This window comes from Enterovirga sp. CN4-39, assembly GCF_049446235.1.
Classification (GTDB): domain Bacteria; phylum Pseudomonadota; class Alphaproteobacteria; order Rhizobiales; family Beijerinckiaceae; genus Enterovirga.
Window position 1 is genome coordinate 112,241 of record NZ_JBMSEF010000009.1, and the last position, 13,200, is coordinate 125,440.

11 protein-coding genes are annotated in these 13,200 nt (G+C 66.5%); 3 read left to right on the top strand and 8 right to left on the bottom strand.

Translation table 11 applies throughout. From position 1 onward, the window contains the following. Nucleotides 1-41 precede the first annotated feature (41 nt). Entirely contained in the window at nucleotides 42-932 is an 891-nt protein-coding gene (locus tag ACO2SS_RS16020; protein ID WP_423278715.1) for a LysR substrate-binding domain-containing protein, read from the bottom strand. 169 nt (nucleotides 933-1,101) lie between these two features. On the opposite strand from ACO2SS_RS16020, the gene ACO2SS_RS16025 reads away from it, so the two are divergent. Continuing rightward, complete coding sequence (locus ACO2SS_RS16025) at nucleotides 1,102-2,037, top strand: MBL fold metallo-hydrolase (RefSeq protein ID WP_423278858.1); 936 nt, start codon at nucleotides 1,102-1,104, stop codon at nucleotides 2,035-2,037. A 41-nt stretch (nucleotides 2,038-2,078) separates the two neighbouring features. Then, nucleotides 2,079-2,732 carry a pyridoxamine 5'-phosphate oxidase family protein gene (locus ACO2SS_RS16030; RefSeq protein WP_423278717.1) on the top strand — a complete coding sequence of 218 codons (654 nt, stop codon included), beginning with the start codon at nucleotides 2,079-2,081 and terminating at the stop codon, nucleotides 2,730-2,732. Nucleotides 2,733-2,780: 48 nt separating this feature from the next. On the opposite strand, the gene ACO2SS_RS16035 is transcribed toward ACO2SS_RS16030, so the two are convergent. From ACO2SS_RS16035 to ACO2SS_RS16050, 4 genes are all read right to left on the bottom strand, one after another. Beyond that, entirely contained in the window at nucleotides 2,781-3,812 is a 1,032-nt protein-coding gene (locus ACO2SS_RS16035; RefSeq protein WP_423278719.1) for an alpha/beta fold hydrolase, read from the bottom strand. Nucleotides 3,813-3,878: 66 nt separating this feature from the next. Beyond that, nucleotides 3,879-4,328 (bottom strand): organic hydroperoxide resistance protein, encoded by a 450-nt coding sequence (locus ACO2SS_RS16040; protein ID WP_423278721.1) that lies wholly within the window; start codon nucleotides 4,326-4,328, stop codon nucleotides 3,879-3,881. A gap of 45 nt (nucleotides 4,329-4,373) precedes the next feature. Then, nucleotides 4,374-4,781 (bottom strand): cupin domain-containing protein, encoded by a 408-nt coding sequence (locus tag ACO2SS_RS16045; protein ID WP_423278723.1) that lies wholly within the window; start codon nucleotides 4,779-4,781, stop codon nucleotides 4,374-4,376. A gap of 115 nt (nucleotides 4,782-4,896) precedes the next feature. After that, nucleotides 4,897-6,177, bottom strand: a complete 1,281-nt coding sequence (locus tag ACO2SS_RS16050; protein WP_423278725.1) for an epoxide hydrolase family protein — start codon at nucleotides 6,175-6,177, stop codon at nucleotides 4,897-4,899. Nucleotides 6,178-6,368: 191 nt separating this feature from the next. Here ACO2SS_RS16050 and ACO2SS_RS16055 point away from each other — a divergent pair, with 191 nt between their 5' ends. Further along, nucleotides 6,369-9,116: an ATP-binding protein gene (locus tag ACO2SS_RS16055; RefSeq protein ID WP_423278727.1), complete on the top strand. Its 2,748-nt coding sequence runs from the start codon at nucleotides 6,369-6,371 to the stop codon at nucleotides 9,114-9,116. Between the two features lie 37 nt (nucleotides 9,117-9,153). On the opposite strand, the gene ACO2SS_RS16060 is transcribed toward ACO2SS_RS16055, so the two are convergent. The 3 genes from ACO2SS_RS16060 to ACO2SS_RS16070 all read right to left on the bottom strand — a co-directional run bounded on the left by ACO2SS_RS16060 (nucleotide 9,154) and on the right by ACO2SS_RS16070 (nucleotide 13,128). Further along, nucleotides 9,154-9,711 carry a response regulator gene (locus ACO2SS_RS16060; RefSeq protein WP_423278729.1) on the bottom strand — a complete coding sequence of 186 codons (558 nt, stop codon included), beginning with the start codon at nucleotides 9,709-9,711 and terminating at the stop codon, nucleotides 9,154-9,156. Nucleotides 9,712-10,127: 416 nt separating this feature from the next. Then, on the bottom strand, nucleotides 10,128-12,017 hold the full coding sequence (locus ACO2SS_RS16065) for a TRAP transporter large permease subunit (protein ID WP_423278731.1): 1,890 nt from the start codon (nucleotides 12,015-12,017) through the stop codon (nucleotides 10,128-10,130). An 88-nt stretch (nucleotides 12,018-12,105) separates the two neighbouring features. After that, nucleotides 12,106-13,128: a TRAP transporter substrate-binding protein gene (locus ACO2SS_RS16070; RefSeq protein ID WP_423278733.1), complete on the bottom strand. Its 1,023-nt coding sequence runs from the start codon at nucleotides 13,126-13,128 to the stop codon at nucleotides 12,106-12,108. Between the last annotated feature and the right edge of the window lie 72 nt (nucleotides 13,129-13,200).

Genomic DNA, 13,200 nt, shown 5'->3' on the forward strand with positions numbered 1-13,200 from the left:
CGCTCGAAGACCCCCAGCGGGGAGGCGGCAGAGGTTGCGGTTCAGAGACGTGCCCGAAGCCGGGGTGCGGTCCAATCCAGGAAAGCGCGGAGCTTGCGCGGTACCAGACGTGCCTCGGGATAGACCAGGTTCACCGGCAGGGGCGGAGGTGCGAATTCCTCCAGGATCGCGACGAGCGAGCCGGACCGCAACTCGTCCTCGATCTGATACGAGAGAAGGCGGGCGATGCCGACACCGGCGACGGCTGCGGCGATCGCGGCCTCCGTCGAGTTCACGGCAAGGCGCGTGCGCGGCTCGGCCTCCCACGCCGGGCCGTCGCCCCGGTAGCGCCATTCGGGCGCGTTCGCGAAGCCCCTGAACGTGATGCCGTCATGCGAGAGTAGATCCTCGGGGACCGTGGGCGTTCCACGTTGCGCGAGATAGGCAGGGCTCGCGCAGGCGACCCGCCGCACTTCGCCCACCTTGCGGGCCCGGAGATCATGATCGATCAGGTGTCCGATGCGGACCGCAACGTCGATGTGCTCCTCGACGAGGTCAACCTGGCGATCGTTGAGTAGAAGCCGCATGTCGATCTCCGGCTGCTCCTTCAGGAAGTCGATCGCGAGCGGCAGGAGGTGCGTACGGCCGAACATCGTCGGCGCCGTCACGTAGAGTTCGCCTTTGGGCGTGCTGTACTCGCCCGCGGCGCTCCGCTCCGCCTCCTCGACCTGCTCCAGGATGCGTCGGGCGGATTCGACATAGGCCCGACCGGCCTCCGTGAGTTGCACGCGACGGCTCGTGCGCACCAGAAGCTGAGCGCCCAAGTGCTTCTCGAGGTCGGCGACCTTGCGACTCACCGTGGCGAGCGGCGCGCGCAGCCGCCGCGATCCGGCGGAAAGGCTACCCTCCTCCACCACGGCCAGCAGCACGGACATGGCGTCGAGGCGATCCATCGTGTCTTCCGAAAAATGGGAGGAAGCTTCCTGAGATGCCAGGATACAGCTTCCTGGAGGGAGGCTCTACCTTCCTGTCGGTTCGGACCGCCGGGCGACGCTGGGATGTCCGACATCGCGCCTTCCTGGAGCTTGTCTCATGGCTGCCTCGCTTCCCCGTCGTGCTGTTATGCTCGGGCTTTCCACCGTCACCCTCGGCACGGGTGCGCAGACGATGGCGGCGAGGGCGGACGCGCCGTCCTCCTCCCCCGAGTTGACGCCGCTGGCCCAGATCAAGGTCGGCCGCTTCACCGTGACGGCTCTGTCGGACGGATATGCGGACATGCCGTACAGCTACTTTCCCGGACGCACGCCCGAGCAGGTGGAGGCTGCCGCGAAGGCGCAGTTCACGGCCCGGCCAAGCGGCGTCCGCTTCGTGTTCAACCAGTATCTCGTCGAGGACGGAACAAGCCGCATCCTGATCGATGCCGGGCCGGCGGGGACGCTGGGCGAGACCGGGCGGCTACCTGCCGCCCTAGCGGTCCGCGGCCTGCGGCCGGATCAAATCGATGCCGTCATCGTCACCCACATGCACCAGGATCACCTTGGCGGCCTCGTCGCGGGCGGGAGGCGAAACTTCCCGAATGCGGAGGTCTACGCCGACCGGCGGGACGTAGCGCACTGGACGGATCCGGCCCGTCAGGCCGGCGCCCCGGACTATCTCCAGACCAGCTTCCGTCTCTCGTCCGAACTGCTCCGGCTTTACCCGAAGCTGCAGGCCACCCAGGGCGATCACCGGATCGCGCCTGGGCTGTCGCTGATCGATCTCTCGGGACACACCCCGGGCCATATCGGCGTTCGCCTTGAGGACGGGTCCCGCAGCCTCGTCATGGTCTCTGACATGCTCTTTCCCGTCGTGCATCCGACGATGGGAACGGACGTGAATTTCCTGTTCGAGCAAGATCGCGCGGCCGCGCATGCCATGCGCACCCGGTTCTTTCCCCGGGCCGCGGAGGAGGGGGTGCTGATTGCGGCCACCCACATGCCGTTCCCGGGGCTGGGACGCGTCGTCTCGGAGGGCGGTCGGTTCAGCTGGCTTCCGGCGGATTGGGCGTTCCAGGACTAGGGCCGACGCACGCAGGCTCGCCTTCGAGGAGGCCGACCGAAATGCTTCACAAGTGGCTCCAGCTTGCCTCCACGCCTTCGGTCAAGGCGGCCCGCGAGCGCTATGGCAGTGCCGCTCAATATGCTCGCCTCGACGGCACGCTGGACCGGGACGGACCAGTCCGTAACGACCGGCTCGGCCCGGCCGAGCGGGCCTTCATCGCGGAGCGGGACGGGTTCTATCTCGCCTCCGTCTCGGAAACCGGATGGCCCTACGTTCAGTATCGGGGCGGGCCTGTCGGGTTCCTGAGGGTTCTCGACGAGCGCACCCTCGGCTTCGCCGATTTCCGGGGGAATCGTCAGTACGTCACGACCGGCAACGTGGCCGCCGATGATCGAGTCTCGCTCTTCCTCATGGACTACGCCCACCAGCGACGGCTCAAGATGTTCGGGCATCTGCAGATGATCGAGGCCGGCGCAAAGCCGGAACTCGTCGCGAGCCTCGGGGTGCCGGGCTACGAGGCTGCGATCGAACGCGTGGCGCTGATCCGAGTGGAGGCATTCGACTGGAACTGCCCGCAGCACATCACGCCCCGCTTCACGGAGGAGGAGGTGAAGCGGGCCATCCGTCCGATGCACGACGAGATCGCCCGGCTGCGGGCTGAGAACCAGCGCCTGGCTGGGCTCCTCGGCGACGGCGTTGGCGGAGCGGGCTGACCTCAGGTCGCCGGGCCAGATTTGATGAAGCCGTGTTGGCGGGGCAGGTCAGCTGCCCCGGGCGATGTCCACGACGGCACGGGCGAAATCCCGGGGCGCCTCCTGAGGAAGGTTGTGTCCCACCCCGCCCGTGACGAGCCGGTGCTCGTACCGGCCGGAGAACTTCTTGGCATAGGCGGCAGGGTCGGGGTGCGGCGCCCCGTTCGCGTCGCCTTCGAGCGTGATCGTCGGCACCGCGATGGCCGGAAAGGCCGCGAGCCGCTTCTCGAGGTCGTCATACTGCCGCTCCCCGTCGGCCAAGCCGAGCCGCCAGCGGTAATTGTGGATCACGATGGCGACATGGTCGGGGTTGTCGAAGGCGACGGCGGACCGCTCGAAGGTGACGTCGTCGAAGTTCCATTTCGGCGATGCGAGTTGCCAGATCAGCCTGGCGAAATCGCGCCTGTAGCGGTCATAGCCCTCCCGGCCGCGCTCCGTCGCGAAGTAGTACTGGTACCACCACTCGAGCTCGTTCCTGGGCGGCAGCGGCATCCTGTTCAGCTCGGGGCTCCCGATCAGGTAGCCGCTCACCGACACGAGGGCGTTGCAGCGCTCGGGCCACAGCGCCGCGATGATGTTCGCGGTGCGCGCCCCCCAATCGCAGCCTGCGACCGTGGCCTTGTCGATCCCCAGCGCGTCCATGAGGGCGACGATGTCCGCCGCGATCACCGCCTGCTGCCCGTTCCGCGCCGACGCATCCGAGACGAAGCGCGTGCTCCCGTATCCGCGCAGGTAGGGAACGATGGCCCGATAGCCGGAGGCGGCCAGAAGGGGGGCCACTTCGGCATAGGTGTGGATGTCATACGGCCAGCCATGCAGGAGGATCACAACCGGCCCGTCCTGCGGGCCGAGTTCGACGTAGCCGGTATCCAGGACGCCCGCACGGACCTGCCTGAGCGGGCCGAAGGACGGGTTGATGCCGACGCGGCCGACCTGCGCCCACGCTGGCCGGCCCGCTCCGAGTTGAAGAGAGGCTGTGGCCAAGACTGCGGCGCTGAGGAACCGGCGACGGTCAGGGCCGAATTGTCCTGAACTGCTCATGGCAGGAGGCCTCCTAAGTCGGGAGTGGTGGGATCGGTCGAGTACCCTGGTGCGGCGGATGGGTGCTCAGATCACGTTGTAGGCGACATCGATATTGCCGCTCGTCGCCTTCGAGTACGGACATACCTTCGCGGCGGCTTCCACCAGCTCCTGCGCGACGCTTCGCTCCACACCCGGCATGGATACGTTTAGGCGTGCCCTGAGGGCGTATTCGCCACCATTTGCAAGGAGATCGACCTCCGCATCGACAGCGAGGTCCGAAGGCAGGTCGAGCCTCTTCCCGCGAGCCACCACACCGAGGGCTCCCTCGAAACACGCCGACCAGCCGGCCGCGAAAAGCTGCTCCGGGTTGGTCCCCGGTCGAGAGGAGCCCGGCGACGACAGCTTGATGTCGAGCTGGCCATCGGAACTGCGCGAGACGCCACTCTCGCGGCCTCCCGTCGTATGCGTCCTCGCGGTGTAGATGACCTTGCCGGAACTGCTGCTGCTCATGGTCGTCGGGCCTGACTGGTTCATGGCTTCCTCCTTGGCGCGTGAGAGAGGATCACCGGAAAGACGCTCTCAATCGACGAGCGTCAGGAGCGGCTTGCCCTTCTCGACGATGTAGGTCGCGAGTTCAGCGGCCTTGCCGCTGCCGACATTCCTCACGGCATGCGGCGTTCCCCGGGGTATCATCAGCGCGTCGCCGGCCCGGAGCGTCACCGGGGAGCGCCCATCGAGCACGTATTCGAGCGCGCCTTCGACCACATAGACGAGCTCCTCGCCCGGATGCGTGTGGCGCTGGGCGGAAAGCCCCGGCGCGAATTCAACGAGCACTTGGACGACCTCGCGCCCGGGAATGCTGAGATCCTGCCTCACGAGGTCGGTGCGCTTCAGCCCAGCCAGAACCGCGTCCTGCGCTCTCGCTGCGAAGACTGTCGTCGCCATGACCAGCATCGCCGCGGCGAGCGTCTTTCCAGATGATGCCATGGAGTTGGGCCTTTCTAGTCGCCGCAGGAGCTGAATCTCCCGTCGGGTGTCCTGAGCCGTGAGACACGCGGGAACTCCTCTCGCGGCTCGCCGAAGTCGCTGCACCGGACCCTCCTCAGAGAAGCTGGCGGAGCGGTCTGAACGCGGTTCGAAGCTCGGCGGAGAGGAGCGCCGGTTGTTCCCAGGCGGCGAAGTGCCCGCCCTTCTCGAGCCGGTTGTAATGTATGAGCTTGGGATAGGCTCTTTCCGCCCAGCTCCGCGGGCATTGGTACAACTCGTCCGGAAAGGCGCTGACGGCGACCGGAACGGTGATGTCCAGCGGCGAGAAGAACGGGAGCTTGTTCTCCCAGTAGAGGCGGGCGGAAGACACTCCGCTATTCGTCACCCAATACAGTGTGACATTGTCCAGAATGTCATCTCGCGTGAGCCCCTCCACCTCACCGTCGAAGACGCGCGCGATCAACTCGTAGCTGCGCAAGTCGTGGTCGAGCATCCAAGCGGCGAGACCGATTGGCGAATCCTCGATGCCGTACAGGGTCTGGGGTCGGTTCCCCATCTCCTGGGCATAGGCGAGGCCCTTCTTGAAGAAGAAGGCGAGCTGGTCGTAGGCCTGCCTCTCCTCCGTCGAAAGACCGGCCAGCGCCGGGCCGCCCTGGAGCGCGCTGAAGATCTCGGCCGGCACCGCGAAGGGCATGTTGGTGTGGAGGCCGATCAACCCGGGGGCGGCCTGTACGGCCATGAGTTCGGTCACCATGACACCCCAGTCGCCGCCCTGGGCGGCATAGCGCCGATACCCGAGCCGGTTCATCAGCTCCGCCCAGGCTCGGGCGACGCGCTCCGGTCCCCAGCCGGTCGTCTTGGGCTGACCGGAGAAGCCGTGCCCGGGAAGCGACGGGATCACGACATGGAAGGCGTCCGACGCGCCGGCGCCGTGTGCCGTCGGGTTCGTGAGCGGATCGATGATCTTGAGCTGCTCGGCAATCGAGCCCGGCCATCCATGGGTCACGATCAGCGGCAGCGCATTCTCGTGCTTCGAGCGAACGTGGATGAAATGAATGTCGAGCCCGTCGATCTCGGTGATGAACTGAGGGAACGCGTTCAGCCGCGCCTCGAACCTGCGCCAATCGTGCTCGGTCGCCCAGTAGCGTGCGAGCTTCTCCATCGTCGCGAGTTGAACTCCCTGGGACGCGTCCGCCACGAGTTCCCTACTCGGCCACTTCGTGGCGGCAAGCCGTCGGCGCAGGTCGACGAGCTGCTCGTCGGGGACCTGGACCCGGAAGGGATGAATAGGGTCTCCCGCGCCGTGCGCCGTGACAGGAGAGACGCTGGCCGCGCCCAGGGCTGCTGCGGTTGCCAACAGCGCGCGGCGGTGGGGCGAGAGCGACAGTGCGGTCACGTTGGTCCTCCTCTGCCAAAAGGCTCGTCGGGCGATTGCGTCGCCGACACTGCCAGAGGGGCCGAGGTGCCGCCCGTTATCGCTTGTGAGCCGATGTCAGCGCCCGTGAGCGTCGCGCTCAGGACCCTCCGCGTGGTGCGTGCGCTCCCGATCGCTTATGGTCGGGAGCGTCCATCCGGTGGGGATTGCCCATGGCTAGCCTCTCGCGAGCACCGGCCGGTGAGCGCATATCCTTCGGCCCATTCACCCTGATCGCGAGCGAACGACTCCTGCTGAAGGCTGGCAGGCCTGTCGAATTGGGGGCGCGGACGCTCGACGTGCTCTTGGCCCTCACCTCGCGTCCGCACGAGGCCGTGAGCAAGAGGGATCTCATGGCGCTTGTCTGGCCGGACGTGACCGTCGAAGAGGGAAGCCTTCGGTTCCACGTCGCCGCTCTCCGCAAGGCGCTCGGCGACGGAAAGGATGACGCCCGGTACATCGCGACCTTGGCCGGCCGGGGCTACTGCTTCGTCGCGCCAACCTCTGCATCGGACGATCCGGCGCCTACCCAGGCATCGGCTTCCCCTCTCATTTCGCGCAGCTACCTGCCCGCTCGCCTCGTCCGGATGATCGGCCGGGACGACACCGTGAGGACGCTCTCGGGCGAGCTGCCCGCTTCGCGCTTCATCACGATCGTAGGCCCGGGTGGGGTGGGCAAGACGACGGTCGCCGTCGCGGTCGCATACGATCTGGCGGAGGCGTTCGAAGGCGCGGTCCTTTTCGTTGATCTCGCCGCACTGAGCGATCCGACCTTCGTGGCCGCCTCCGTTGCTGCATCGCTCGGCCTTTCCGTGCAGTCCGAGGATCCAGCGCCCAGCATTGTCGCCTTTCTTCGCGACAAGCGGATCCTGTTGATACTCGACAACTGCGAACACCTGATCGAGGCGGCCGCCGGGCTGGCCGCGCGGATCATGGCCGGCGCGCCGGAGGTTCATCTCCTGGCGACCAGCCGGGAAGCTCTTCGGGTTGAGGGGGAGCATGTCCGCCGGCTGGCGACGCTCGCGGTTCCATCGGATGCGCCTGAACTCACGGCGGCAGACGCCCTCAACTACTCGGCGCCCCAGCTGTTTCTCGACAGAGCCCTGGCGAGCGGTGCCCGCCTCGAGCTCGACGACGAGAGCGTCACGCTGATCAGTGGCATATGCCGCAAGCTCGATGGACTTCCCCTGGCGATCGAGCTCGCCGTTGGGCGGGTCCAGGCCTACGGCCTGCAACAGACGGCCTCTCTGCTCGACCAGCGGCTATCTCTGCTCTGGGGTGGCAAACGGACCGCGCCGCCACGGCAGAAGACCCTGCAGGCCACGCTGGACTGGAGCTACCAGCTACTGACCGACGATGAGCGGAGGGTTCTCGGCCGCCTTACCGCGTTCGTCGGGCAATTCACGCTGGAAGCGGCCCTGGCCGTCGTGCCTGACCTCAATCTCGACGATGGGCTGCTGATCGCGACAGTGGACGGCCTGGTGGCCAAGTCGATGATCGCAGCCCATCCGGTCGGGGCGACCATGCACTATCGGTTGCTCGAGACCACCCGCACCTATGCACGCGACATCGGGCTGGAGCGGACGGAACTCGCTGAAGTGTCTGCGCGCCATGCCCGCTACTGGCAGCGCTGGCTGGAGCCGCCGCAAGCCTCCCCAAGCGCGGCCGAGCGTGCGGCCTATCTGGCGCGCCTCGGCGACGTCCGTTCCGCCCTGGAATGGTGCTTCGGGCCCGACGGAGATCCCGTCATCGGCGTCGGATTGGCAGCCGCGGCCGCACCTGTTTTTCTCGCCATCTCCTTGTTCACGGAGTGCTCCCGCTGGTCGAAATCCGCTCTCCTCGCCCTAGATGCCGGCGGGCGCGGCGGAACGGACGAGATGCGGCTTCAGGCGGCGCTCGGGCTATCGCTGATCTTCACGAGGGGTGAGACGGAGGCTGCCCGCAAGGCCGCAGGCCGGAGCCTGGACATCGCCGGGCGACGCCGAGACACCCTCAGCGAGGTACAGTCGCTGGCGCTGCTCCACATGTTCCACCACCGGACCAGCGATTTCCGGACCGCTCTCCGCTATGGGCGTCAGGCGCTCGCATGCGCCGAGGCAATGAAGGATCCTGTGGCAGCGGCGATCGGCCATTGCGCCGTCGGTGTGTCCCTCCACCACATGGGTGATATCCGCGGAGCTGGTGCGGAGCTCGAGGCGGCCCTGCAGCACGCGAGGGCAGCTGCACGGCCGAGCATGATCTATCTCGGGTTCAGCCATGCCAATTGGGCGAGCGGCACCCTGGCGAGAAACCTTTGGCTGGAAGGCCGGCCGGACGAGGCCGAAGAACGAGCAAGACATAGCGTGGACGCCGCGGCGCTCCTGGGCCGCCCGATCTCACTATCGATCGCTTTCAACTGTGCCGTGACAGTCTTCCTGTGGATCGGGGATCTCCAGAGCGCAGAGCACTACACGGAGCAACTCGTTGCCCATGCCGAGTCCCATTCGCTGACGCCGTTCCGCGCAGTCGGGCGAGGGTTCAGGGGGGAACTCTCGCTCCGGCGGAACGATGCCGAGTTCGCCGTACAGGAACTGCAGGCTTGTCTGAGCGACCTGGAGGCTGCGCGCTACACGCTGCTCGCGACACCTTTCACGATCTCGCTTGCAGAGGGAATGGCCTCGATCGGCAGATCGACGGAAGCGATGGCGTTGCTCGACGAGAGGATCCGGCACGACGAGACGACCGGAGCGCTGGCCTATCTCCCCGAGCTCCTGCGGATGAGGGGAGGAATCACGTTCGGGGCGGATGCCTCAAAGCGTGCGGAAGCAGAGCGCTGCTTCAGGCAAAGCCTCGAGTGGAGCAGAAAACTCGGGACGCCAGCATGGAGCCTGCGCGCCGGATCGGATCTCGAAAGGATGCCGATCGAGCAGAGAGGCAGCTGAAAACGAGGCTTTAACGCGGCCAGAGCTGGCGCGCAGATCAGAGGCGGACGGCTTTTCGATCCGCCAACGCCCGCTCGGCGGCGAGCAGGACGTCCAGTCCCCGCCACGGCTTGCGAAGCGCCCGGACGCCCTCGGGTACTGACAGCTTGTCGTCGTCCCTGCCCGTCGTGACGACGACGTGGACATGGGGCCAAAGGGTCGCGGTCGAACGGGCGAGGTCGAACCCGTCGTCTGGACCTGCCAGTTCCTCGTCCACGAACACGAAAGCAATGCGCTCGCCGTATTGTTTCAGGAAGGCCAGAGCTGCCGATTGCTCAGCACATTCGATGACGACGAGCTCGGTTTCCTCGAGGAGGGTCGCCGCCAAGGCCCTGCTCTCCTCGTTCGACTCGACGACGAGGGCCAATGGACGGTCATCCTGCGACAGGGAGCCGTGCTGGTCGGCGATCTGGCGAACCAACCCGGCCAGCCGTTCGGGCACTCCCTGCTCGAGCAGGTCCTGGTAGAAACCCTGAAGCAGCGTCGCGAATTGGTCCGCTCGCGAGCGACCGCGCCCTCCACCGTGAATCGGGCCCGGTTCGGTAACGATGATCAATGGCCCCTCCCGCCACGTACGGAGTCTTAAGTCCCGGGAAAGGCCTAGGTTTCAGCTTGGCTGATAACAATTGTTAGTAGCAGTATCACGCCGCCGCCGAAGCCCTCGCGCGGCTCGTCCCCGAGATCCGCAGGGTGCCGGTCGCGAGATAGCTCAGCTCGATCGGGCCGCAGGTGCGACGGACTGCCGACAGGATGCCTCTCGGCGCAAGCGCGCCTGCACAGGCGGCGGGGCAACCATTGTCGTTGCAGGCTGCCGCTACGTTCGGTGGGGTCGCATGATGTCTCGCCATCTCCAACCTCTTGCCTGGCTGGCCCGAGATGGAGGTTGGGCGCCGCCCATTTCCGCGGGATGTCGCCGCGGGTCCGGTTGTTGCAGCCGGGCTACGCGGCGAAGTCGTTGACGAAGCCGGATCGTCATAGGAACGCGGTCGAGAACCAGGGCACCGCCGCGATCAACACCAAGCCGGCGAAGAGAGCCACGAGATACGGCCAGATCGCGCCAAGGGCCTCGTCCGGCGAGACGCCGCCGATCTTGCAGGCGAGGTAGAACCCGATGCCGATGGGCGGGGTCATCAGCCCGATATTCATCGCCGTGACGATGACCATCGAATAGTGAATGTCGTTGATCCCGAGATTCCTGGCGATCGGAAACATCAGAGGCGCCATCAGGACGATCGCCGGCAGGCCTTCCAGGAAGCAGCCGAGGACCAGGAACACGGCGATGCTGAGCCCCATGAAGGCGATCCACCCGCCCGGGAGGCCTGTCATGAAGGATGCGACCTGCTGCGCGATGCCGGCCTGGGTAATCGCCCAGGCCATCGCCAGTGCGGTCCCCAGGATGAGGAGGATCGCGCCGGTGAGCGCGGCCGTCTCGACCAGCATCGCGTAGAACGCCCGTCGGCCGATCCCGCCATAGAGCACGATGCCGATCAGGAGCGCGTAGAGCACCGCTATCGTCGAGACCTCGGTCGCGGTCGCGATGCCATCGGCGACGGTCCATCGGATCAGGAACGGCAGGACGAGGGCCGGAGCCGCGACCAGCATCGTGCGGCCGATGACCCCGACCGGGGCCCGCCGCACCCCCTCGAGGCTCTCGTGCCGGGACTTCCAGCGGGCCAGGACGGCCAGCATCAGGAGCAGCACCATCGCGATCGCGAAGCCGCTCGTGAACAGACCCGCGATCGAGACGCCCGCGACGGAGCCCAGCACGATGAGGACGATCGAGGGCGGGACCGTATCGGCCATCGCGGCGCCGGTCGCCAGAAGCGCGATCATCTCGCGCGGGGAATGGCCGCGCCGCTTCATCTCCGGGAAGAGTGCCGGAGCGACGGTCGCCATGTCGGAGACCTTCGAGCCGGAGATGCCGGACACCACGAAGAGCGAGCCGAGGAGCACGTAGGACATGCCGGCCCGCACATGGCCGAGAAGCGACGCGAGGAAACTGACGATCGCCTTGCCCATCCCGGTCGCGTCGAGGATGCAGCCGAGGAGGACGAAGACCGGCACCGAGAGCAGGATGAGGCTGGACATGCCCTCGTCCATCCGACCGATGATGACGAAGACTGGAACCCTCGTGGCGAAGGCCAGATAGGTCAGCGTCCCGATACCGAAGCAGAAGGCGATCGGAACACCTGCCGCCAGGGTCACGGCGACAAAGACCACCAGGAACAGGACGATCTTCACCTGTCCCGTCCGGACGAGCGTCGGCGAAAGCAGCCATAGCGCGAGGCCGATGGCTGCCACGACGGCGGCCGCAAGGACGAGGTCGCGCCAACGCGACCTTCGGAGCGCGTAGGTGACCACGATGCCGAACATCGTCACCATCCCGAACGGAATGGCCGAGACGCGGAAGGTGTTGGGGATGTTGAGCGCCGGCGAGGTGATGAACCATTCCTCTGAGGCGTAGTCGAAAGCGGACGGGATCATTCCCGCCAGGAAGGCGGCGACCACGAGGGCCCCGAAGACCTCCACGAACCCGCGTGCCTGCTGGGGCACCCTGTTCAGGAACAGGGTGAGCCGCAGATGCTCGTTCCGGTCGACCGCGATCGCGGAGCCGAGCATGGCGAGCCACAGGAAGCAGAGGGATGCCACCTCGTCGATCCAAACGACGGGGAGCGAGAACACGTAGCGCGACACCACCCCCGCGAAGAGCAGGGCGACGATCGCGACGAGCAACGCCGCGGCGATTGCCTCGAGCGGCCGCATGAAACGGGAGCCGGGCCGCGCCCCCTCCGTCTCGATCAATGCGACGGACGGGACACCGGGGACGAAGGCCTCGGCCGAAGCGGTGCTCGAACGGGTCATGGAGGAACCGAGTATCTCGACCTCGCCCATCAGGGGCGGGCCGGGGAAAGGGCAGCCCGGCTCCGGGCCGCCCGATTTCAGGGCGCTGTCAGGCGAGCTTTCCGGTGGAGCGCTCCAGGATTGCCCAGGCCTCGTCGCCGTACTTGCCCTTCCATTCCGCATAGAAGCCGGCCTGGCGCAGCTTGTCGCGGAAGGCGTCGATCTTGGGCTGGTTGAACGTCATGCCCTTGTCGGCCAGCTCCTTCTGGAGCGAGGCATTGAGCTGGGCGACGTCGGCGCGCTCCTTCATGCCCGCCTCGTTGACGTGCTTGGCGACCACCGTGCGCAGGTTCTCGGGAAGGCGCTCCCAGGCGCGGCGGTTCGCCAGGAACCAGAACCCGTCCCACATGTGGTTCGTCAGCGAGCAGTATTTCTGGACCTCGTACAGCTTCGCGGTCGAGATGATCGCGAGCGGGTTCTCCTGGCCGTCGACGGTCTTGGTCTGCAGCGCCGTATAGACTTCGGCGAAATTGATGCTCGCCGGCGCGGATTCCAGCGCCTTGAACATGGACGTCCAGAGCGGGGAGACCGGCACCCGGATCTTGAAGCCTTTGAAGTCCTCGGGGGCAGCGATGGGCTTCGTCGAGGAGGTCGTCTGGCGGAAGCCGTTGTCCCAGATCTTCTCCATCGCGACGAGGTTCGCCTTGGCGATCTGCGCGCGCACATAGGCGCCGAGGTCGCCGTCCATCGCCTTCCAGACCGAGTCGTAATCGGGGAACGCGAACCCGACGCCATTGATCGAGGCGGCTGGTACCAGCGTCGACAGGATCAGCCCCGAGAGGGTGAAGAACTCGATGCCGCCCGAGCGGAGCTGGCTCAGCATGTCCGTGTCCGAGCCGAGCTGGTTGGACGGGAAAATCTGGATCTCGACCTTTCCCCCGGTCTCCGCCTTGATCGCCTCCGCCATCTCGCGGGCGCGAACGTTCATCGGATGGGTAACGGGGAGATTGTTGGCGTACTTGTAAGTGTACTCGGCCGATTGCGCGCGAGCGATCCAGGGTGCGCCGATCGTACCGCCGACCAGGGCGGTCGAGGCAGTCGCCTTCAGCAGCAAGCGACGAGACAGGTCCATCTAAGCTCTCCCCTCGATCCTGGCGCGCAGCCAGCGACGTTTCCCAAATCCGGGCGATCCATTCTCGGCCGC

What these genes read in the sequence shown, in the direction of transcription:
- ACO2SS_RS16020 (WP_423278715.1), bottom strand. Translation starts at nt 932, where the DNA reads ATGGATCGCCTCGACGCCATGTCCGTGCTGCTGGCCGTGGTGGAGGAG.
- ACO2SS_RS16025 (WP_423278858.1), top strand. Translation starts at nt 1,102, where the DNA reads ATGCTCGGGCTTTCCACCGTCACCCTCGGCACGGGTGCGCAGACGATG.
- ACO2SS_RS16030 (WP_423278717.1), top strand. Translation starts at nt 2,079, where the DNA reads ATGCTTCACAAGTGGCTCCAGCTTGCCTCCACGCCTTCGGTCAAGGCG.
- ACO2SS_RS16035 (WP_423278719.1), bottom strand. Translation starts at nt 3,812, where the DNA reads ATGAGCAGTTCAGGACAATTCGGCCCTGACCGTCGCCGGTTCCTCAGC.
- ACO2SS_RS16040 (WP_423278721.1), bottom strand. Translation starts at nt 4,328, where the DNA reads ATGAACCAGTCAGGCCCGACGACCATGAGCAGCAGCAGTTCCGGCAAG.
- ACO2SS_RS16045 (WP_423278723.1), bottom strand. Translation starts at nt 4,781, where the DNA reads ATGGCATCATCTGGAAAGACGCTCGCCGCGGCGATGCTGGTCATGGCG.
- ACO2SS_RS16055 (WP_423278727.1), top strand. Translation starts at nt 6,369, where the DNA reads ATGGCTAGCCTCTCGCGAGCACCGGCCGGTGAGCGCATATCCTTCGGC.
- ACO2SS_RS16065 (WP_423278731.1), bottom strand. Translation starts at nt 12,017, where the DNA reads ATGACCCGTTCGAGCACCGCTTCGGCCGAGGCCTTCGTCCCCGGTGTC.
- ACO2SS_RS16070 (WP_423278733.1), bottom strand. Translation starts at nt 13,128, where the DNA reads ATGGACCTGTCTCGTCGCTTGCTGCTGAAGGCGACTGCCTCGACCGCC.